At 70.0% G+C, this 20,870-nt stretch carries 15 protein-coding genes; 11 read left to right on the forward strand and 4 right to left on the reverse strand.

Translation table 11 applies throughout. The features are described 5' to 3' along the window. Positions 1–83 precede the first annotated feature (83 nt). A complete protein-coding gene (locus tag HUW62_RS01380; RefSeq protein WP_176433326.1) occupies positions 84–1,451 on the forward strand; it encodes a thioredoxin family protein in 1,368 nt (455 codons plus the stop codon). A gap of 9 nt (positions 1,452–1,460) precedes the next feature. On the opposite strand, the gene HUW62_RS01385 is transcribed toward HUW62_RS01380, so the two are convergent. Both HUW62_RS01385 and HUW62_RS01390 read right to left on the reverse strand, forming a co-directional pair. Then, positions 1,461–2,627 (reverse strand): metallophosphoesterase, encoded by a 1,167-nt coding sequence (locus HUW62_RS01385; protein ID WP_176433327.1) that lies wholly within the window; start codon positions 2,625–2,627, stop codon positions 1,461–1,463. 15 nt (positions 2,628–2,642) lie between these two features. Continuing rightward, a complete protein-coding gene (locus HUW62_RS01390; RefSeq protein ID WP_176433328.1) occupies positions 2,643–3,767 on the reverse strand; it encodes a helix-turn-helix transcriptional regulator in 1,125 nt (374 codons plus the stop codon). 496 nt (positions 3,768–4,263) lie between these two features. On the opposite strand from HUW62_RS01390, the gene HUW62_RS49600 reads away from it, so the two are divergent. The 3 genes from HUW62_RS49600 to HUW62_RS01405 all read left to right on the forward strand — a co-directional run bounded on the left by HUW62_RS49600 (position 4,264) and on the right by HUW62_RS01405 (position 9,495). Further along, positions 4,264–5,085, forward strand: coding sequence for a hypothetical protein (locus HUW62_RS49600; RefSeq protein WP_303626811.1), 822 nt, complete (start codon positions 4,264–4,266; stop codon positions 5,083–5,085). Positions 5,086–5,564: 479 nt separating this feature from the next. Continuing rightward, positions 5,565–8,291, forward strand: coding sequence for a DUF4105 domain-containing protein (locus HUW62_RS01400; RefSeq protein WP_255203159.1), 2,727 nt, complete (start codon positions 5,565–5,567; stop codon positions 8,289–8,291). A 706-nt stretch (positions 8,292–8,997) separates the two neighbouring features. Next, a complete protein-coding gene (locus tag HUW62_RS01405; protein ID WP_163864288.1) occupies positions 8,998–9,495 on the forward strand; it encodes a hypothetical protein in 498 nt (165 codons plus the stop codon). Positions 9,496–9,516: 21 nt separating this feature from the next. Here HUW62_RS01405 and HUW62_RS01410 read toward each other — a convergent pair whose 3' ends face one another. Beyond that, complete coding sequence (locus HUW62_RS01410; RefSeq protein WP_163864287.1) at positions 9,517–10,191, reverse strand: dienelactone hydrolase family protein; 675 nt, start codon at positions 10,189–10,191, stop codon at positions 9,517–9,519. Positions 10,192–10,271: 80 nt separating this feature from the next. Here HUW62_RS01410 and HUW62_RS01415 point away from each other — a divergent pair, with 80 nt between their 5' ends. Both HUW62_RS01415 and HUW62_RS01420 read left to right on the forward strand, forming a co-directional pair. After that, positions 10,272–10,802 carry a GreA/GreB family elongation factor gene (locus HUW62_RS01415; protein WP_176433330.1) on the forward strand — a complete coding sequence of 177 codons (531 nt, stop codon included), beginning with the start codon at positions 10,272–10,274 and terminating at the stop codon, positions 10,800–10,802. A 9-nt stretch (positions 10,803–10,811) separates the two neighbouring features. Further along, entirely contained in the window at positions 10,812–11,717 is a 906-nt protein-coding gene (locus HUW62_RS01420; RefSeq protein WP_163864285.1) for an MBL fold metallo-hydrolase, read from the forward strand. Here the strand turns inward: HUW62_RS01420 and HUW62_RS01425 are convergent, their stop codons facing one another. Further along, complete coding sequence (locus tag HUW62_RS01425; protein ID WP_163864284.1) at positions 11,718–12,434, reverse strand: class I SAM-dependent methyltransferase; 717 nt, start codon at positions 12,432–12,434, stop codon at positions 11,718–11,720. Between the two features lie 127 nt (positions 12,435–12,561). On the opposite strand from HUW62_RS01425, the gene HUW62_RS01430 reads away from it, so the two are divergent. The 5 genes from HUW62_RS01430 to HUW62_RS01450 are packed head-to-tail and all read left to right on the forward strand — an operon-like array spanning position 12,562 to position 20,852. Further along, entirely contained in the window at positions 12,562–13,671 is a 1,110-nt protein-coding gene (locus HUW62_RS01430; RefSeq protein WP_176433299.1) for a vWA domain-containing protein, read from the forward strand. Beyond that, positions 13,668–15,113, forward strand: coding sequence for a choice-of-anchor D domain-containing protein (locus HUW62_RS01435; protein ID WP_176433331.1), 1,446 nt, complete (start codon positions 13,668–13,670; stop codon positions 15,111–15,113). The genes HUW62_RS01430 and HUW62_RS01435 overlap by 4 nt, the downstream gene beginning before the upstream one ends. Before the next feature lie 2 nt (positions 15,114–15,115). After that, entirely contained in the window at positions 15,116–16,573 is a 1,458-nt protein-coding gene (locus HUW62_RS01440) for a hypothetical protein (RefSeq protein ID WP_176433332.1), read from the forward strand. Beyond that, a complete protein-coding gene (locus tag HUW62_RS01445; RefSeq protein WP_176433333.1) occupies positions 16,570–19,707 on the forward strand; it encodes an IPT/TIG domain-containing protein in 3,138 nt (1,045 codons plus the stop codon). The genes HUW62_RS01440 and HUW62_RS01445 overlap by 4 nt, the downstream gene beginning before the upstream one ends. Then, positions 19,704–20,852 (forward strand): hypothetical protein, encoded by a 1,149-nt coding sequence (locus HUW62_RS01450; protein ID WP_176433334.1) that lies wholly within the window; start codon positions 19,704–19,706, stop codon positions 20,850–20,852. The genes HUW62_RS01445 and HUW62_RS01450 overlap by 4 nt, the downstream gene beginning before the upstream one ends. Positions 20,853–20,870 lie beyond the last annotated feature (18 nt).

Genomic DNA, 20,870 nt, shown 5'->3' on the forward strand with positions numbered 1-20,870 from the left:
TGTGCGGGGACGGGTTCCCAGTTGCTTGCGAGGTGGATGTCGCTGGGGGACAGAGTGGCGGTGGCGCGGTAGGGTCCCCCGCCATGCGCACCCACGCCGCCTGCCTGTTGTTGCTGGGGCTCGTTGCCTGCACCGCCGCGAACACGAACACCCCCGTGTCCGCGGACGCGACGCACGCCGGAGCTCCCCTGCCGTTCATCGAGGATGACTACGCTCGCGCCATCGCCGAGGCGAAGTCGAAGGGCATCCCCCTCTTCGTCGATGTCTGGGCGCCGTGGTGTCACACCTGTCGCTCCATGAAGGCGTATGTCCTGTCGGACAAGTCCCTGGCCCGCCACGCCGACCGCTACGTCTGGTTGGAGGTGAACACCGACCTGACCCAGAACGCGGCCTTCCAGGAGAAGTTCCCCATCGAGTTCTGGCCCACGCTGTACGTCATCGACCCGCGCGAGGAGAAGCCGCTCCTGCGCTTCGCCGGCAGCGCCACGGTGGAGCAGCTCGTGAAGCTCTTCGAGGACGGTGAGCGCGCCTACAAGGGTGGCATCACCGGCGCGGAGGCGCTCTTGGCGCGCGGTGACGCGCTCTATGGCGAGGGGCGCTCGGCGGAGGCGGCGGAGACGCTGACGGAGGCCCTGGCCGAGGCGCCCGCGGACTGGAACCGCCGGGGCCGTGCCGTGGAGTCGCTGATGACGGCGATGTATGGAGCGCAGCAGGTGGAGCCGTGCGCGAAGAAGGCGCTGGAGCTGCTGCCGGGCACGCCGCGCTCGCTGTCGTGGGCCAACGCCTCGATGATGGGCCTGATGTGCGCGCTGTCGATTCCGGACCAGGCCGTGAGCAAGGAGCTGCGCACGGCCCTGGAGGCCAAGGTGGTCGAGGCCATGGGGCCTCCGGTCATCGAGATGACGGCGGATGACCGCTCCGGCCTCTACGAGATGCGGGTGGGCGCGCGCGAGGCGGAGAAGGACGAGGCCGGCGTGAAGGCCCTCGCGGGCGAGTGGCTGGCGTTCCTGGAGGCCGAGGCCGCCAAGGCGCCCAACCCCGAGGCGCGCGCCGTCTTCGACTCGCACCGCATGTCGGCGGCGATGAAGCTGGGCACGCCCGAGCGTGCCGTGGCCGCGCTGGAGCAGAGCGAGAAGGACCTGCCCCAGGACTACAACCCGCCCGCGAGGCTGGCCACGCTGTACCGGCTGCAGGGACGCCTGGATGACGCGCTCGCGGCGAGTGACCGTGCGCTGGAGCGCGTGAAGGGCGCCCGCCGCATCAACGTGCTGTCCAACCGCGTCGACATCCACGTCGCGCGCAAGGATGTCGCCAGCGCCACGAAGACGGTGGAGGACGCCGTCGCGTATGCCAAGACGCTGCCGGCCTCGCAGGTGTCGCCGCGCATGATGAAGGGCCTGGAGAAGAAGCTCGCCGGGCTCCAGGCGGAAGCGCAGCCCGCGCCGAGGTAGCCGTCGGGTTCAGCGCGCTGTCGCTCGCACGGCGGCGCGCTGGTCCAAGTCGAACAGCTCGTACGCGTCGACGGGACAGTGGCTCATCCCGCCGTCGACGAAGACGAGCACCGCCTCCGCCGCGCCCGTAGCCGGCGGGGCACCGTGCGCGCAGTCCGCCCGCGCGCCGTCCGTCACCAGGTGGCGCACCACGCCGTCGAGCGCCGCGCCCGAGGTGACGCCCATCAACTCGCGGATACGCTTGTCGCGGGTGTGCCCCACCACCTGCGTGAGCCCTGGGGGAAGTCTCCGGGGGTCGAAGCGTCGGCGCGGCGTCTGGCGCGTGCGCTCGGCATCCTCCGGCTTCGTGCTGGGGCGCTGGTAGAAGATGCCCGTGCCCTCGCCTCGCGCGGCGTCGCCCGGCTGGTGCAGTCCGGGCACCTCGAGGCGCCCCCGCGTCCATGCCTCCACCGCCGCGTCCATCGTCGCGTTGAGCGCGTGGGCGACAGCGTCCGCATCCGCGCGGCGCTCGCGAGGCAGGCCCGTCACGTCCAGGTCCTCGTGCGTGACGCCCGCGTGCAGCACCAGCAGCCCGGGGCCCGCGGCGTGCGCGGTGCGAAAGCGACGGACGCGCAGGAGGTGCTCCACCCAGGCTCGCTGGGCCTGCTGGAAGTTGCCGAAGTCGCGGGCCACCAGCTCCGCCGTGGGGACATTGGGCCAGCGCTCCAGGAAGGCGCGCTCCCCGGCCTCGTCCGTCTGCCCCTTCTGGTAGACGCGGTCCGCTTCCGCCTGGGCGGTGGCGAAGCGGGCGTTGTCGAAGTCGGCCAGCTCTCCCACCCGGCCCAGGTCATGGTTGCCCAGAATCAGGACGACCTGGTCTGCGGGATGCGCGGCCAGCCACGCCACCAGCGCCAGCGCGCTGTTCGCCGCGTGCATGCGCTCCTCGGGGCGGCCCCAGTCGAAGTGGTCTCCCACCGAGACGAGCTGCACGTCGGGCTTCAGCCAGCCGTCGGCGCCCAGGAGCCCGTGGTGGTCGAGGATGGCGAGGACCTTGTCGAAGTCCGCCTGCGGGTCACCCAGCGCGAGCCGTCGCCCGCGGGGAACTCCGTCCGCGGGCGCGGAGCGGGGGCCTGCCTCCACCGCCTGTCGGGCGCGAGCGTGGGCGGCCTGGAGGCGGGCGTCTGGGGAGTCGTTCACCCGCCCATTCTAGGGTCAGGACGTCTGGAAGAAGCGGGCGATGAGCGCCGAGCGGCTCTCCACGTGCGCCTTGGCCAGCAGGTGCGTGACGTGGACCTCCACGGTGCGCTCAGCGCAGCCCAGTCGGCCAGCGATGGACTTGTTCGTCTCGCCCTGGACGATGTGCGTGAGGACCTCGGACTCGCGCGCGGTGAGCGACCAGCGCGCGGCCAGGGCCTGCACGCGCGCGGCGGCGCTGGAGGCGGTGCCCGTGTCGATGGCCAGGTAGTGCGCGGGAAGGCCCGTGGTGCGCAGCGGCGTGAGCGTCAGCGGGCCCGAACAGGGAATGCCCTGCGCGCCCCGGCGAAGTTGCTCCATCAGCTCCGGCTCGCCGCGCTCCAGCCACACGCGGCCGGCGCTGTTGGCGTGCACCACCCGGCCACTGCCGCTGACCACCCAGGCGGCGCGCCCGAGCGCCTCCATCGCCACTTCCAGCGCGGTGGACATCAGCCCGGACTCGCGCAGCCGCGTCTCCATGTTCAGCCGCCGCTGCAACGCGGGCGTCAGGGCCTGGAGCACCCGCTGCTCTCGCTCGGTGAAGGGCTCCTCGCGCGCCAACCCCAGCCAGCCCAGGAGCGACGGCCCCTCGCAGACCAGGGTGCGCAGGAACGCCATGCGCTCCATGCCCAGCTGCCGGTACACCGCGCCGGAGCGGGTGTTGACCCTGTCGCGCTGGGCGTCCAGCTCCGCCTCATTCAATCCCAGACGCCGCGCCACCTCGTATGCGGGCTGGTCATGCAAGGGCATCTGCCGCGCCTCCGACTCCTGCAACGAGCGGAAGTGCAGCGCCCGGTTGCGCTGGGCCGGTGCGGGGCGAGCTGGATCATACCAACCCCAAAGACTCTCCCGGTCCGACAGGAAGGTCTCCAGCGCGTCGAAGACCACCTCGGGCTGTTGTGGAAAGCCCGAGCTGAAGGAATAACTGACATGGAAGCGGTCAGGCCCCACATCCACGCCATAGGCCACCGCGCGCTCCGCCTTGAGCGTGTCGCGCAGTGCGCCCAGGACCGTGGGGAGGGACTCCGAGCTCGGCTCCGCTTCTGCGAGCAGGGCTTCCAGGTCCGCCAGGATACGCTGTTCCTCGGAATTCAAACGAATCACGATATCCTGAGTATAGGCTGGCAATGAGTGGCTTCCACTATCCTACCAGGACGTCGAAGTTGTGAGTTGTTTAGCATTTATCGGCGACATGCCCTGAAGTCTGAGGCGTCCGGGTGGAAGCCGACATCAGGGCTTCCCCGCATGGATTTCGCGATGCGCACAGCGCGACAATGAGGTGCAGGCCCACCGGGGGGGAGGGCCTTTCGCGGTAGGTTTCATGTGAGCGCGCGCCGGGGATCGACAGTCGATGCCCGGCGCGTCGCCCTTGAACCCCGCGATTTCCCTCACATTGGCGCGAAGCCCGCGACGCACCCCTGGCGCGTCCGCTTCGCGCTTTGACGCACGGCGTTGGTCGCAAGGCCGCGAAACAACACCCGTCCGCGCCCGGCACGTCGCTGGCTATAAGATTCATGACAAATGAATTCCTACCGTGTGATTGCGCGGTGTCTGTCCATGCGCTCGTGACGAACGAGTGCTCATTCAGGGGGTGTCTGAGATGACGTTGAAGCACACCGGGAAGATTGCGTTGGGAATGGCCGTGCTGCTGGGTGTGACGGGCTGTCGGACACCGGGGGCGATGGGGAGTGGAGGGATGAGCGCGTCGGATGGGTCTTCCGACGGTTCGGGCTCGGGCTCGGATGGATCCGGGTCGGATGGCTCGTCGGATGGATCCGGGGACTCGTCGAACGGGTCGGGGGACTCCAGCAAGTCGGAGGCGGGCTCCAGTGGGGATTCGAACCACAGCTCCGAAGAGGGGGGCTCCAGCGAGTCGCGCTCCAGCAAGCAGAGCGACACGGGGAGCAGCGAGTCGGAGAGTGGTGGGGAGGGGAAGGACTCGCGCTCGGAGACGAGCAACAGCGAGAACAACGACGGGCGCGTGGTGTCGGCGACGACGGTGGCGGCCACGGTGATTGGGTTGGGGGTGGTCATCTGGCGCGTCGTGGCGGCGGCCGAGCGGCGGCGTCGGGCTCCGCCACCCCCGGAGGAGGTGGGGCGCGCGGCGCAGGTGTACTTGCGCTCTCGGACGCATCAGCTTCGGGAGGACCTGGCGCTGGGGGCGGGGCCCACGGTGGAGGACCTGGCGTCGGCGGCGAGCATCCGTCGGGAGAACCTGGGGACCTTCGGGCGGCTCCTGCGAGCGAACCGGCAGGAGCTGCTGGCGATGGCGGACACGCGCACCCTGACGCCCGAGCGGGCGCTGGCCTGGTTGGCGAGGGTGGGTGAATTGGCGCGCGCGGATCCGCGGCTCGACGAGGACCGACGTGCCTTCCTCGCGGCGCATGGTGACGAGGAGGCGACGGCGGGGGTGATGGAGTGAGCCGCCGGGCGGCGTGGCTGCTGAGTCTCGCGTTCACGCTGCCCGCGTGGGCGGCACCCGTCGATGTCGGAGCGCCGCCAGACAGGGCGCATGAAGTTCCTCCGCGAGGTACGACGCTCCAGGTCGCGGCGGTGCCGAGATACAACGCGCATGCGCTGATGCGCGCGGAGGCCGCACCGCAAGGCGCCGCGACAGAGGCTGATGAGGGGCCGCGAGATGACGCGCAGGCCCCTTCGCCTCAAGGGCCGGTGCCAGAGGTCGCACCTTCGCCACGTGAAGGCGCGCACGCCCCGATGCGCGTCGAGGCCTCATCTCGGGCGCCAGAGGTCGCCCCTTCGCCACGTGAAGGCGCGCAGGCCCCGATGCGAGTCGAGGCTTCATCTCGAGCGCCAGAGGTCGACCCAGCGCCAGGTGAAGACGAGCAAGCGACGACGCAGGTCGAGGCTCCCACGCGCGGTGAGACGGAGCGCTCTCGCTCCTTGAAGGAACGCGTGCACGCCCTGGAGCGGGCCGGAGTCCTGCTGCGAGGCGCCGCCTCGGACGACGCGTTTCTGGTGCGTGAGGTGGAGGCGGGCCTGGGCGCCTTGCCTCCGGCGATGCGCCGCTTTCCGGGAGGCCCGCTGGAGTTCGTCCTCCACCCGGAGCCCGCGCCCCTGGGACTGGGTGACGGAACCGCCGCGCGTCCAGACTGGTCCGAGGAGCGAGCCCGCTTCCACCTCTACCGGTACGCACCGTCCACGGAGCGTCGCGCGACGTTGCGCCTGTCGCGCCTGACGGATGACGAGTCGGAGCAACTGTGGCGCCGCCGCGCCGTGGTGCACGCGGTGGTGCAGCGCTGGGACGACGCCTGGCAGTGGAGCCAGTCCGCGAACTGGCGTCGCCTGTCGGGATGGATGAAGCCCTTCGAGCGGCCGTTGGTCTGGAAGGAGAAGGCACGCCTGCACTACGCCGGGGCCTTCAGTCGCGAGCGGGGCCAGAGGAGCGCATCTCTCGACCTGGTGACCTTCGCCGAGGAGTTCTTCCTCCCCGTGGAGTCCCTGCGTGACGACGCGCTCTCCGTGGATGAGCAGGTGCGCTGTCAGGAGTTCTCCAAGTCGCGTGCCCTGACGGAGGCGGTGGAGGCCACGGGCCTCGGCGCGCCGAGCTCGCGCGGAGCCTGTCCCGCCTTCGATGCCTGGGCGGAGCTCGACCTCCTGTCCCACGTGGAGGTCCTCCTGGTCGCGGCCACGGGACGCCAGCCCGAGTCCCTCTTCGGTCACCTGCTCTTGCGCCCGGTCTGGAGCGAGGGCGCTCAAGTGCGAGGCCCCTCCTTCGAGCGCGTCGTGCAACTCGTGGCGCTCACGGGAATGGAGCCCAGGGGCCTGGGCTACGTGGTGAAGGGGATGACGGGCAGCTACGACACCGTCTTCCTCACCGGGACGATGGGCGACCTCACGCACGAGTCGCTGGAGCTGGAGCAACGCACCATCCGCCGCTTCCGGCTGCGCCTCACTCGCGGCGAGGAGGAGCGGATGCTGGAGCGCATCTGGGAGCTCGAGCGACGCGGGTACATGGGCTACTACTTCTTCACCGACAACTGCGCGAGCGCGCTCCTCTTCCTCCTCAATGGAGTCCTGGAGCACGGTCGACAGGTGCGTCCCCCCGGCGTGATGTGGGTCCTGCCCACCGCGACGCTCGACGTGCTGGCGAAGCTGGAGGTGCTGGGCAAGGAAGGCGCCGCGGGCCCCCTGCTGGAGCTCATCCCCGATGCCTTCGAGTCCACCGGAGACCGCGCCGTCCGCGCGGACGCCCTGCGCAGAGAGACCCTCGAATCCCTCACGGGCCAGGTCGATGCCTCCCCATTGTCGCGGCTGCTCCACCTGCACGCGCGCCTCCAGTCACCCGAACCCGACACGAGACACGAGGCCTACGGAGCGTTGCCGGAGACGGTGCGCGCGGTGCTCGACTCCGCGTCGCCCCAGGTCCGGGCCTCCGTGCGCGAGACGCTGCACGCCTACGTCGCCCATGCGGTGCGAGTGGAGCGCGCGGCGTTGGACCGGTTGGAGGGAGAGCGATTGCGCATCGAACGCCAGCGGTTGCTCGCGGTGAAGACGCCCCTGAAGGGCTCCGCGGAGGCGGGAATCCGCGAGCGTCAGCGGGTCTTCGAGCGAGAAGAAGCGCTCCAGCGGAAGCTGGCGGTGCTGGACCGCACGGCGCTGTTCCAGGAGGCGCTGGCCACGGCGCCCCGCCGTCCGCCGACGCCGAGGGAGCTGAAGGTCCTGGTCCGCGCCGAGCGCACCGAGGCCGCCTTCATCCGGGCCACCGAGGCCCAGGGTGAGCTGAATGACGGCGTGTTCGCGGACGTCGACGCGGTGGCCTTCCTGGGCGCGGACCGTCGTCGCAAGGTGGAGGCCGAGACCCGGTGGGCGGACACCGCGCTGCGCGAGTCGGGCGCGGCGCGCACGGTGGTGAGCGTGGGCATGGACTTCCCCGACGTGGGCGCGGCGCGGCCCGTGGTGAGCGTGCGCACCGCGGGAATGGCGGAGGCGTTGGGTGACTCGCGCCTGCATGGCTTCCAGTCGAGCAGCGAGCTGCGCGTCCTGGACGGTGAGCTCTCACTGGAGCCGCGCTGGGGCCCTCCGCGCGTGGTGTCCACGGACATGACGCTGGTGGGCTACCGCACCTTGCAGCGGGACTTGCCCCAGTTCCGCCAGTCCGCGTGGGACTCGCTCGGGTGGGGCGCGGAGGCCCGCGTGGCCTCGGACACGGCGCGGGCCATGCCCTACCGGGCCACCGTGCAGGCGGAGGCGCTGGTGGTGCTGGATGCGGGGGCGCGCTTCTCGCGCTTCACGGCGGTGGGCGTGGGAGGGCTCGCGCGGATGCACTGGAGCGAGCAGGCCCTGACACCGGCGGCGGGGCCTCGGCTGTCGCTGACGCACCGCACGGGCCTTCCGGGCTCCGGCGCCAACGCGGTGAGACTGGAAGCGGCCTATGCCCCCACGTGGCGGATGGGCGATGCCCGCCTCACGCACGAGGCGGGCGCCTGGCTCCAGGTGGAGTGGTTCCTGGGCCGCGCGGGGCCCTTCGGCGTGCTGCTCACTCCTCGCGCACAGGCTCGCTGGGAGGGCTCACTCGCTCCACGCGCACTTCGCGAGTCACGGTCTCCGTCGTCGTGGTTGTCCGGTACGTTGGACCGTCGGCTGGCACTGGGTCTGGAGTTGCGCTGAAGTCCTCCGTCAACAACTCGCTGGAGTAGGGGCCCGTGGCGGCGCCGATGAACGTGCCGATGACGAAGAGGGCCGTCCACCCCCAGAACCCCAGCCCGCCGAAGATGCGCAGCTGATGGGGGCCGGCGAGGAAGGAGAAGAGCGCGATGAACGCCGGCAGCGCGATGGAGGTGACGAGGGCCGCGCCAAGCGCACGCCTCATCGTCCGTGCGTGGAACCCGCCGAACGCACCGGCAATCAGGCCGTTGAAGAACGGCACGAAGAAGACGACGAAGCCGGTGACGAGCATCGTCGCCACGCTGACGATGAAGCGGTTGTTCTTGAAGTAGAACTCCTCGTTTCTCATGCCGATGCCCGCGGGCAGCTCGGAGTAGCGGAGTTCGCGATGCACATCCCGCACATAGGGGGGCGGGTTGGTGGTTCTGTCGGAGCGAGTCAATTCGACCATGGCTTTCGAGCCTCCCAGGGGCGGGCGCGGCACCTCCGCCGCCGTCCTTCAGGTGTGGGGTCGGCGACAGACATGTGGAAGGGCCGCTCCCTCCAAGGGAGAGCGGGCCGCCCTGCGGACCCCTGGTGCTTGCCTGGGACAAGCCAGGGAAAACAGGCGGAGCCACCCGAGAGGGCGGACGCCGTGGGGCTTGGCGGCTCGCCGTCTGCGGCTATGCTGCCGCGCCCGTTAGTCCCCTCACGTCCGTACGGAATTCCCATGAGCCTCCGCCGAGCCCTGCTGACCATCGTCCTGACCTCCACCTCGCTGCTGACGGCCTGTGCCCTGCGGCCGACCTACAAGGAGCTGGTGGCGCCGCCGAACGCCGCCAACATAACTCCCGGGCAGATGGTGGCGCTGCGCGTGGTGGACGGCTCCGGCAAGCCCGTGGAAGGGGCCCGGGTCCGCGCGGGCGAGGGCCGCACGCGCCTGAACGTCCTCAGCGACGCGGATGGTCTGGTGAAGCTGGAGGCGAACGAGGCGCTGCTGAAGGAGAACCCGTTGGTGGAGGTCGTGCTGCCCAAGGGCGTGACGTCGTACCGCCTGCAGCTTGCGCCCTCGGGTGAGGCGCCCGCCACTCTGGAGACCGCGCCCCAGGCGCCCGCCGCTCCGGAGCCGGCTCCCGCGACGGAGACCCCGGCCACCGACGCGCCCGCCACCACCCCGGAGGCCGCGCCGAGCCCCGTGCAGCAGCCGTCCGCGACGCCCGGCACCTGAGTCGAGCCCTCCGCGCGAGGCTCAGCCGAGCTTCGCGTGGAGGAAGTCCACGGTGCGCTTCCACGCCAGGCGCGCATCCTCGGGCGAGTGGACCTCCGGCCGCGTGTCGTTGAAGAACGCGTGGCTGGCGTCGTAGCGGTGAATCTCGGCGGGCACGCGGGCGGCCTTCAGCTTCTGCTCCAGCGCGTCCACGCGGTCCGGGGTGCACCAGTCGTCGTTCTTCGCGAAGTGGCCCAGCACCGGCGCGCGGATGCGCGTGACGTCCACGGCCTCCGGAGGAATCCCGTAGAAGGGGACCACGGCGTCGAGCCCCGGGTCATTGACTCCGGCCAGCAGCGTCAGCGCGCCGCCCATGCAGAAGCCGAGGACGGCGACCTTGGTGCCCGCTCCCCCGCGTTCGCGCAGCGCATCCGTGGCGGCGCGCAGCTCCGCGCTGGCCTGCCCCCAATCCATTTGCGTCAGCAGCCTGTCCGCCTCCGCCGCGTCCTTCGTCGTGCGGCCGTGGTAGAGGTCCACCGCGAACACGGTGAAGCCCTCCTTCGCGAGCCGGTCGGAGACGCCCTGGATGTGGGCGTTGAGGCCCCACCACTCGTGGACGAGGACCACCGCGCCCTGGGTTCCCGGGGCAGGGGCCTCGCTCAGATGGCCCGCCAGTGCCTGGCCCTGCTTGCCTGTCAGCCTTGCCTGCCCTGCCATGCGTGCACCCCTTGAGTGATGGAGAAAGCGGCGTAGCTTAATCTCGGGGCTTCGCGGTGCCTCGCGTCGTGGAGGCGGGAATGTCGAAGGCGTTCACGAAGGAAGACTCGGGTGGGGACGAGGCGCTGGTACCGCCGCGCCCGCGGTCCGCTTCGGGAGACAAGCGCTACATCACTCCAGAGGGCTACCGCGCGCTGCAGGAGGAGCTGGCGTCCACGCAGGGGCCCGACTCCGGCGCACGAGAGCTGACGCCGCTGGAGGCCGGAGTGCGGCGACAGGAGCGCGAGCGACGTGCGCGGCACCTCGCGGCGACGCTGGAGGAGGTGCGCGTGGTGGAGCCGGACCCGGCGCAGGCGGGCCGTGTCTTCTTCGGCGCGTGGGTGGAGCTGGAGGACGAGGAGGGCGAGCGGGTGCGCTACCGCATCGTCGGCCTGGATGAAGCGGACGTGAAGGCGAGGCGGCTCAGCGTGGAGTCTCCGCTGGCGCGGGCGCTGCTGGGAAAGGAAGTGGGGGAGTCCGTGCAGGTGGAGCGGCCCCGGGGCGCGGTGGAATACACGGTGGTCGCCGTGGACTATGGTGCACCGCCGTTTCCGACACCCCTGTCCGTGTGAGTTCCCGACATGCGAAGCCTCCTGGCGGTCCTGGCCGTGGTTCCCTCGCTGGCCCTGGCGCAGTCCAAGGATTTTGAGAAGGTGCCGGTGACGAGCAGTCCCGTCGCGGGCAACGTGCACATGCTGGTGGGCGCGGGCGGCAACATCGGCGTCTCGGTGGGGCCGGATGGATTGCTCATCGTCGATGACCAGTTCGAGCCCCTGGCGCCCAAGATTCACAAGGCCTTGGACAAGCTGAGCAAGGCGAAGATTGCCTATGTGCTGAACACGCACTGGCACGGCGACCACACGGGCGGCAACGCCATCTTCGGCCGCGAGGGTCGCATCGTGGCGCATCGCGAAGTGCGCACGCGCCTGGTCGTCGGACAGGACAGGGGGGAGCGCGGAGTCGTCCCTCCGGCGAAGAAGGAAGCGCTGCCGGTCATCACCTACGACACGGGCATGTCGCTGTACTTCAACGGCGAGGAGATTCGCCTGACGCACCTGCCGGCGGGCCATACGGATGGCGACACGCTGGTGCACTTCACGGGCTCCAACGTGGTGCACACCGGCGACCAGTTCTTCGTGGACGCCTTCCCGTACATCGATGTGAGCAGTGGCGGCTCGGTGGATGGGTACGTGCGCAACGTGGAGAAGCTGCTCCAGACGCTCCCGGCGGACGTGAAAATCATTCCGGGCCACGGGCCGCTGACGGACAAGGCGGGCCTGGAGCGCTTCGTGGCGGCGCTGCGCGAGTCGGTGGCCCTGGTGCGCACGAAGAAGGACGCCGGCAAGACGCTGGAGCAGGTGAAGACGGAGAGCCTGCCCGAGCACCTCAAGTCCTTCGGTATGGGCTACATCAAGACGGACGTGTGGCTGGAGACGGTGTTCCAGGGCCTGGAGAAGGGCGCGGCGAAGGCGGCGGACACCCAGTAGTCAGCGCTTCGTCGCGATGACGGTGGCCAGTGGTGTGAAGGGCTCGGGGAGGATGCCGTCGCGAACCTCGACGGTGAACCCCTGGGCCTCCAGCAGGGCCCGCGCGCGAGGCACCAGGAACGTCAGGTAGTACATGACGAAGGGTGGCTTCCAGAGCGCGTTGCGCACGCGCATGGCGGCGTTGAAGCCCTTGGCCACCCAGTAGCCGGGACGCAGCCGCGACGGTGGATGGCCGGTGACGAAGAGGAACCTGCCTCCGGGGCGCAGGGCGCGATGGATGCCTTGCACCAGCCGGGACTCGTCCTCTTCGAGGATGTGGCCGAACGCGCCGAAGCAGGTGACGACGTCGAACTCCGCCTCGAAGGTCATCGCCAGCGCGTCACCCCGGACGAACTGGAAGGCGGAGGTGCCGGGGGCGCCGGAGAGGCGACGGTCGGCCTCCTCGAGCATGCCCTGGCTCACGTCGATGCCGACGACGCGCTCCCGGGCGAGGGGCCGCAACAGGCGCATGGCGGCGCCGGTGCCGCAGCACACGTCCAGGGCGGAGTCGACGGAGCCGGCCGGGCCCAGGGCGTCGATGGCGGCCTGGACGACCGGGTCGGGCGTGCGGAAGGGCGTGTAGTCGAACTTGGGGGCCAGCAGGTCGTAGCCGTGTTCGACGGAGGTCATGGCCTGCTCGGCCAGCTCGAGGAGGGTGGGCCCTTGGCGGTGGAACATGGTGCCACCGGGTGTACCGCACCCGGAGGCTCGCCAGGACTGCTTCTCGCTGCCCATGTGTGCCATCAACGCTCTCGGGCAGGGCCTGCTCGATTCCCGAGGAGCGGTGGTAATAGGCTGCCCGCTCATGCGCCGTGCAGCCGTCGTCGCCTTCCTGGCGCTCTCCTCAGTGGCCTGTCGTGACGAGCGGCTCGCGCCGTCGCTTCCCGCGGGCTTTCACGTCGACACGTATGCGCAGCGCTCGGCCCCGGCGGTGGATGTGCTGTGGGTGGTGGATGATTCGGCGTCGATGGCGCCACGTCAGGAGTCGCTCGCGCGCAACTTCCAGGCGTTCATCTCGCTGTTTCGGGAAGGGCGCGTCGACTACCGGATGGGCGTGGCGACGACGGATGTCTTCACGCGGCCGGGGGCGCTGGTGGGGACGCCACGCATCCTGAGTCCGGACACGCCGGAGCTGGAGCAGGCCTTCGCGAACAGCGTGCGAGTGGGCACCCAGGGCAGCGCCTACGAGGCGGGCCTGGAGGCGGCGAACCTGGTGTTGGCGCAGGTATCCGAAGAGAACGCGCCGGTGCTGGAGGCTCGCGCGGCTTGTGTGTCGCGTTGCTCCACGCAGACCTGTCGCGAGGGCTGCGCGACGGAGCACTTCGTGGACTTCCTGCGTCCGGAGGCGTGGCTCTACCTGGCGTTCGTGACGGATGAGGATGACCGTTCGCCACATGACGTGCGCATGTACTGGCGCGCATTCGAGCAGGCGAAGGGGTTGGGGAATGACGGGACGGTGGTGGCCTCGGCCATCATCGGGGACGTGCCCTCGAATGGCTGTGGCGCGGAGCCAGGGAGTCGCTACGCGGAGCTGGTGACGCTGATGGGCGGCGAGCTGGGAAGCATCTGTGACCAGGACTTCGCGCGAGCGCTGCGCGCGCTGGCGACGAGCGCGGTGGGCTTGCGGCGAACGTTCGCGCTGGAGCGAGTCCCTCGCGCGGACTCATTGCGAGTCCGTGTGCGGTATCCCTGTGAAGCCACGGAGGATGCGCTGAGCGCCTGTGCCTCGGTGGACCGTGAGGGTTGCGCGAGTCAGTCGGCGGAGGCGCTGGAGGCCGTTTGCACGCCCAGGGCCGGAGCCGTGGACGGCTGGGTGTACCAGCCCGAGCGGAGGGCTGTGTTCTTCGCGGGGGACTCGGTGCCGGGGCTCGGGTCGCGAGTGGAGCTGGAGTATGTGGAGGAGGACGCGTCGTGAGGAAGGGGGCGGCTCGCGGAGGGTGGTGGCTCGTGGTGGGCTGCTTGCTGGCGGGAGGCTGTGGGAAGGACGCGCCCTCGCTGTCGGTGGTGCCTCGCTGGGTGGCGCCCGGGTCCACGCTCGACTTTGGAGCGGTGCCCGCGTTGAACGAGCGCGCGGTGTCCCTGCCCCTGGTGAACGCGGGGCGTGCGCCGCTGCGCGTGGTGGGGGTCTCGGTGCGAGAGGCGGACAGTCCGTTCCGAATCGTCTCCGCGCCGGAGGAGGTTCCCGCGCAGGCGGAGGCTCCCGTGTTGCTGGCCTTCGTCCCACCGCGCGAGTCTCCGTACACGGCGACCCTGGAGCTGCACACGGATGACCCGAGTCGTCCGTCTCTCGAGGTGAGCCTGCTGGGTGAGGGGCGCACAGCGGCGATGTTGGAGTTGGACACGGAGCGGCTCGACTTCGGACGCGTCGCGGAAGGTGATGCCGTGGTGCGCTCCTTCAAGGTGCGCGCGCTGGGAAACGCGCCGCTGGTGCTGGAGTCCCTCACGCTTGCTGGCGCATCTGCCTTCCAGCTCGTGGGCTCCACGAAGACTCCGGCGGTGTTGGACGTGTCGACCGAGGTGGAGCTGTCGGTGCGATACGCGGTGCCTCTGGGAGCGACGGCGGAAGCGGCGAGTGGAGGGCTCTTGCTGCGGACCACGGACCCGGACCGGCGAGAAGCACGCGTGTCACTGCATGGAGGAGTGAACCTGGCTCCGGTGCCGGTGGTGAGCCCGGTGGGGGACAGCGTCCCGGGTGCGGAGGTGGTGTTGGATGGCACGGCCTCGATGGACCCGGATGGGGATGGGCCGCTCGCGTACGAGTGGGTGCTGAAGGAGCGACCAGTCGGCGCGCGAGCCCAGGTGGTGGAGCCGGGTGCGGCGCGCACGGTGCTGCGGTTGGACCCGGTGGTGCCGGGAGCGTACGAGGTGGAGCTGGCGGTGATGGATGCGGCGGGTGCGCGAAGTCCGCGTCCCGCGAGCGCGCGTGTCGTCGCGGTGCCCGCGCAGCGGTTGTTGGTGGATGTGTCGTGGAACCACGCGGAGACGGACCTGGACCTGCATGTGTCACGGGGCGTGGACGCGGTGCCAGGCTCCGTGGACGACTGTCACTACGCGAATCCGCGTCCGGACTGGGGTGCGCCCGGCCTCGCGGAGGACCCGGAGTTGTTGAGGGACCGGCTGACGGGCTACGGCCCGGAGGTGTTCGGCTACGAGCTCCCGGCGTCCGGGACGTACCGTGTGGCGGTGGTGCTCGCGCGCGCGAATGGAGTGGTGGACCCGCGCAGCGAGGCGACGGTGCGCGTGTATGACCGAGGCGTGCTGAAGGGCGAGTTCCGTCACACCCTGTCGAGCCAGGGTGAGGTGTGGACGGTGGCGGACGTGCAGTGGCCCTCGGGCGTGGTCACGGAGGTCCCGTGACGATGCGGTGGTGGCTCCTCGCGATGGTGTGCTGTGTGCTGGCCTGCTCCAAGGAGCCAGTGCCGACTGTCCCGGATGCCGGACCGAGCCCGATGTTCTGTGAGAGGCGCGAGGACTGCGAGGGAGGACAGGTCTGCGCGCTCGCGGGTGTCTGCGGCGCCTGTGTGTCGAGCGGTCAGTGTCGGCTCAAGGAACGCTGTGACGCCGAGGTGAGCGCCTGTGTCCTCCGCGAAGGCTGGGGCACGGACTGCTCGACGAACGCTGATTGTGCGCTCGGGCAGTGGTGCAAGCAGGGGCTCTGCCTCGCGAGGACAGGAGTGGCGCTCTGTCCCTCGGGAGAGGGAGATGCGTGTCCCTCCGGGGAGCGATGCAATGGGGCCACGCTCGTCTGCGAGGAGGACCTGGGGTGTGTCGAGGACGCGGACTGTGGTGCCGAAGAGCGCTGCAATTCGGGGCTGCACGCGTGCGTGGCTCGCTGCATCGAGACGGCTTCATGCGGAGTAGGTGAGCACTGCGCGGACGGCCTCTGCGTCCAGTGTGACGAGGACACGGACTGCGCGGTGGGCTTCGTGTGCGACGCGGCGGGACGGTGCTCGTCGACACCGCGTTGCTACTCGGACCGGGACTGCGAGGTGCCTCGGGTGTGCCATCTGGCGAGCGGAGCGTGCCTGCCCAGGCCGCCGCCGTGTGGCTCGGATGATGACTGCTCGGTGGACCAGCGCTGTGACCTGGGGACTGGAACCTGTGGCCCCAGGGCGTGTCAGCCGGATGCGCTGGAGCCCAACGACGCGGTGACCACGGCGTTTCCCGTGAGCGCGAGTCGCTATGTGAAGCTGACGCTGTGCCCGGACGATGTGGACCACTACTCGCTCACCCTGGAGCGAGGAGACCAGCTCGGTGTGAATGTGGAAGCGGAGGTGTTCGCGGAGCCGGTGTTCTCCACGGCCCTCCAGGACGCGAGGGGCCGGGTGCTCGCGACGGGACGTTTCCGCATGTCGCACGTCGTGGCGGAGCGAGGCGTCTACACCGTGCGCATCGCCTCGCGCGACGCGCTGCCACGCGCCTACGACGTGGGCTTCTTCCTCGCGAGAGGCACCCCCTGTGATGACGATATCCACGAACCCAATGACACCGTCGAAACGGCCACGACGTTGCCGGAGGCGCTGTCGTTGGACGGGATGCTCTGCCCGGGAGAGCAGGACCACGTTCGCTTCACGGTGCCTTCGTCCCAGGGTGTGAAGGTGTCGCTGTCCGGCTACGCAGCGGACCGTGGCTTGCTGCGCCTGTGCGTATTGGGAGAAAGCGGGGGCGCGGAGCTGGGCTGCTCGGACGATGTGGAGGGAGCCACGGTGTCGCTGCCAGCGTCGGCGGTGGCGGGCCAGCGGCTCATCGCGAGAGTCGTGGGCGACGACGCGCGCACGACGAATGGTTACACGCTCCAGGTGGAGTGGCTCCCATGAGTGGTTCCTCCCGGCCCGAAGGCGCGAATCACCTGGAGAAACCTCGGCGTGGGTTCGTGCTGTGTCTGTTGGTCCTTGGCCTCGCGGCCTGCGAAGGCTCGTCGCGACCACCCGGTGACCCGCCGGATGCGGGTGCACGTGATGCGGGTGTGGAGGACGCAGGCAGCACGGATGCGGGGGCGCGGACCGACGCCGGCACCTCGGCCGCGCCCCTCATTCACTCGTCACTGCCCACGCGAGGCGAGAGTGGCGGCGGTACCTGGATGACGTTGAAGGGCCGTGGCTTCGTGGATGGCGTGGCCACGACGCCCTCGGAAGCAGCGCTTCTCACGGAGGTGTGGGTCGGCTCGCGCGTGGTTCGCGACTTTCAGCTCATCGACGACACCACACTCGACCTGCGCACGCCTCCGGGGGTCGAAGGCACGGCGGACCTCTCGGTGAAGAACCCGAACGGGACGACGCTCTGCACGGCGTGTTTCACGTACTTCGACATCTTCGACTTCCGCGCCGTCTCACCTGCGGAAGGCACACAGTCGGGCGGCGACACCGCGACGCTGATGGGCGCGGGCTTCCCCTCTGGCCCGGGGCTCCAGGTTCTCTTCGGCGATACGCAGAGTCCCTCCGTCACGTGGGTCTCCTCCTCGGAACTGAGAGTCGTCGTTCCTCGGAACTCCACGGTCGGCCTTGTCGACGTGCGGGTGCAGGGACATGGCGTGGGAGACGTGCTGCGACGCGCGTACCGCTACGTCGAGGACACCCGTGTCACCAATATCGAACCGCTCACGGGGACGATGTTTGGAGGCACACCCGTCGTCTTCACGGGGCAGGGCTTCGAGGGAACGAGGGAGGTCTTCTTCGGAGAGACGCCCGTTCCCTCCTTCGAGGTGGAATCACCGACGCGCCTCGTGGTGACCTCGCCATGGCACATGGACATAGAGGCAGTCCCCGTGCGCATCGTCACCCCGCGCGGCTCCTGGACGGTGCGCCAGGGATTCACGTACGCGGACAGTCCACATGGCACCCTGTTCGGCGTGCTGGGAGTCTTTCCTCGTGTGGGGACGCGAGAGGACGGCACGGTGACGCTGACGGGGCTGGCATTCGATCTTCCAGACATCTCGGTCACCTTCGATGAAACCCCCGTCCAGATTGTCGCGGCGACCCCGACCACGCTCACGGTCCGCGTTCCCCCGCGAGGTGCACTTCCGCGCACAGTCCCCGTGACGGTCAGCCTGTCTTCGCTGCGCAGTCACCTCCCAGGGGGCTACACCTATCGCCTCGCACTCACGCGAGTGACACCTGGAGCGGGGACCTCGGGAGGTGGAACCCAGGCCCTCCTTGAAGGAGACGCACTGCCTCCGGATGCCGTGGTGCGAGTCGGCGCGCTCCAAGCTCCAGGGGTGACAGTGCAGGGCACGACAGAGCTCCGCTTCACCATGCCCCCAGGTGGCGCGGGTGCACACGCGCTTCATGTCTCCTCAGCGAGCGACCCGGAGAATGAAGCATTGCTGCCGAACGCCTTCACCTACGAACCCTCGCTCGTTCTCGCCCAGGTGGAGCCCGCGCGCGGCGCCATCGCGGGAGGCTCCCGAGTGACGGTGCGAGGGACCGGCTTCGTCGATGGCGTCCAAGTCACCTTCGGCGGCGAGCCCGCGAGCGACGTGCACGTGGAGGACACCCACACCCTTACGTGTCGAACCCCCGCGTCGCGAAGCCAGGGGCCCGTGGAGGTGGCCGTCATCCACGGCTCCGCGCGCTCGGCGCTCCCCGAGTCCTTCACGTACTTCGACCCGCGAGGCCCGGGAGGTCTCTCGGGAGCGCTGCTCACGGGCACGCTGAACGTCACGGTGCTCGACACGTCCTCGGGCGCCTATGGTCAGCCTGTCGTGGGCGCGAAGGTCCTGCTCGGCACGGACTCGACACCGCTCCTCCAGGGCGAGACGGACGCTCGCGGTCAGCTCACGCTGTCGGACTCTCGGATGGTGGGGGCGCAGGTGGCCACGGTCTTCAAGCCGGGACACGACGCGGTGACGGTGGCGGGCATCCGCTCGGAGAACCTGACGGTGTACCTGCGCCGTCTCGACAGCGAAGGCAACCCGGGCAATCCACCCGTGCCCGCGAGCGCTCGAATCACGGGCCGGGTGCGGGGCTTCAAGCCACCCAGGCCGCTCCAGCCCGGTGAGGTGCTGGAAGCCCGAGTCTTCGTGGCGCAGTCGAGTCCCGCGTCGGGTCCTCCGTTCGTGGGGCCAGCAGACCGGCGCGCGGAGACGTGGCGCATTCGTGAAGAAGGCGGAGCCTTTCTCGTGCAGGCGCAGCCCGGTCTGCGTGCGGTGTACGCGGTGCTCGGCGTGCTGAAGGACGAGGTTGACTTCGAGCCGTATCTGCTCGGTGTGCGTCGCGGCGTCGCGGTGTCGGTCACACGGGTGTCCGAGGGACAGGACGTGGTGTTCGACGTGCACCTCGACGTCGCCGCGCCGCTCTCCGTGGCGGGCCCCATCATCATCGGGGGCGAAGAAACCCTGCATCAGGTCTACGCATGGCTGGACCTGGGCGCGGAGGGACTGGTGCCTCATCCCCACAACTGGGGCACGGGCTCGCGTCTCTTCTCCTCCGTCGAAGGGCCGGGCCCGCTGCTCACGTTCCCACAGCTCCCTCGCGTGGACGGGGCGAGCCTGCTCTTCCTCGACCTGCTTCGGGGCACCACGGCCTATCCTCAGAGCCTGCTGTATCACCGTCAGCCTGGAGCCCTGGATGCGGGCGTGACGCTCCCGCCGATGCTCCCGCTCCCTCTCTTCACCGAGCCCGCGAGGGATGCCCGATTCACGGGAGCGGTGGCCTGGACTCCGTCATTCTCCGGAGTCACATCGGACGTGCAACTCCTGACCCTCTCCGCACCCGGCACGACAGGCGGCATCCGCTGGACCGCAGTGCTTCCGGGAGGCCAGGCACGGGTGACTCTCCCGGAGGCCGCGCTCCAGACACTGCGCGCCGACCTTCCCGAAGGCGCACGCCTCCGCGCGGACCTCTCCCTCGCGCGAGTCCCTCGCTTCGAGTATTCGCAGTGGACCTACGACACGCTGTCCACCGCGACCTGGACGGCGTACGTCCTGGGGCGCTCGGAGGTCTTCGACCCGTGACGCGCCGCTGGCCCCAACTCGCCGTGACGTTGCTGCTCCTCCTCGTCGCCTGTCGCGGTGATGCTCCCGTGGAGGACGCGAGTTGTCGCGTGGACGCGGACTGCGGCACGCCGTCGGAGGCGTATCGCTGTGACGCGCGGACCAACGCCTGTCGGTGTCGCATGGATGGCGCCTGCGCGCCGGGAGAGCTGTGCAACGAAGCGGGCTTCTGCCAGGACCGCGCGGGCTGCGAGTCGAACGCGGACTGTGGAGAGGACTCGCTCTTCTGCGACACGAGCACGGGCACCTGCCTGACGCGGGGACGCTGCGCCACGGACCTGCATTGCCCGTTGGGCGAAGTCTGCGACACCGCACGGACCACGTGCGTGGAAGGTTGTCGGTCGTCCGGAGACTGCGCGGGCACGGCCTGTCGCTGCGGTGATGCACCGTGCCTCTGCGACGCCACCACGCCGGAAGGGCGCGCCGCCTGTGCCCTGGGAGTCTGCGACGCGACCTTCTGCGCGGACACGCGTGACTGTGCCTTCGGCGAGTCCTGCGGCACGACGGCGGGCGAGGACGCGGGGACGTGCCTCAGCGACTTCGACCCGGTGCGACGTCCCTACTGCGCGAGCTGCACCTACGGTGGTGGCCTCCAGGTCTGCGGGCGCGGCGCGAACTTCTGTCTGCGCGAGACGGCGAGCCCGGGGAGCGCCTTCTGCGGCGCGGATTGCTCGGAGGGACAGCGCTGTCCCCATGGCTACCAGTGCTCGGACGTGGTGGTGGTCGCCAGTCGTGCGCGCTGTCGCTCGGATGCGGAGTGCGCGCCGTCGCCCTCGCTGCCGTGCCGTGAGGACGCGCACTGCGGGCGCGGCGGGCGCTGCGTGAAGCAGGACGGACAGCCCGAGGGCGCGTGCGCGGGACGTTGCTTCATCGCCGAAGGCGACGTGGAGGGCTTCTGCTCGTGCCAGCAGGACACCGACTGCGTGCAGGACGCCTGCAGCCAGGGCACGTGCACGGTGAGTCGTCGCGCGTGCGTCGGTGATGCGGACTGCCGGCCCATCCGCTGCGTGGACCATGAAGGCGCGGGAGGCTGTCTCGTGGGGCGCAACTGCGCGCCCGAGGAGGGCCTCACCTGCGCGGAGGTCGCCCCCCGTTTCGCTCGGTAAGCCCCTGCTTTTCCAGGG

It is taken from the genome of Myxococcus sp. AM011 (assembly GCF_013372595.1).
Classification (GTDB): Bacteria; Myxococcota; Myxococcia; order Myxococcales; family Myxococcaceae; genus Myxococcus; species Myxococcus eversor.

Excerpts from the sequence above, each read along its gene's own strand:
- HUW62_RS01380 (WP_176433326.1), top strand. The coding sequence starts at position 84 with ATGCGCACCCACGCCGCCTGCCTGTTGTTGCTGGGGCTCGTTGCCTGC.
- HUW62_RS49600 (WP_303626811.1), top strand. The coding sequence starts at position 4,264 with ATGACGTTGAAGCACACCGGGAAGATTGCGTTGGGAATGGCCGTGCTG.
- HUW62_RS01405 (WP_163864288.1), top strand. The coding sequence starts at position 8,998 with ATGAGCCTCCGCCGAGCCCTGCTGACCATCGTCCTGACCTCCACCTCG.
- HUW62_RS01410 (WP_163864287.1), bottom strand. The coding sequence starts at position 10,191 with ATGGCAGGGCAGGCAAGGCTGACAGGCAAGCAGGGCCAGGCACTGGCG.
- HUW62_RS01415 (WP_176433330.1), top strand. The coding sequence starts at position 10,272 with ATGTCGAAGGCGTTCACGAAGGAAGACTCGGGTGGGGACGAGGCGCTG.
- HUW62_RS01420 (WP_163864285.1), top strand. The coding sequence starts at position 10,812 with ATGCGAAGCCTCCTGGCGGTCCTGGCCGTGGTTCCCTCGCTGGCCCTG.
- HUW62_RS01425 (WP_163864284.1), bottom strand. The coding sequence starts at position 12,434 with ATGTTCCACCGCCAAGGGCCCACCCTCCTCGAGCTGGCCGAGCAGGCC.
- HUW62_RS01430 (WP_176433299.1), top strand. The coding sequence starts at position 12,562 with ATGCGCCGTGCAGCCGTCGTCGCCTTCCTGGCGCTCTCCTCAGTGGCC.
- HUW62_RS01440 (WP_176433332.1), top strand. The coding sequence starts at position 15,116 with ATGCGGTGGTGGCTCCTCGCGATGGTGTGCTGTGTGCTGGCCTGCTCC.
- HUW62_RS01445 (WP_176433333.1), top strand. The coding sequence starts at position 16,570 with ATGAGTGGTTCCTCCCGGCCCGAAGGCGCGAATCACCTGGAGAAACCT.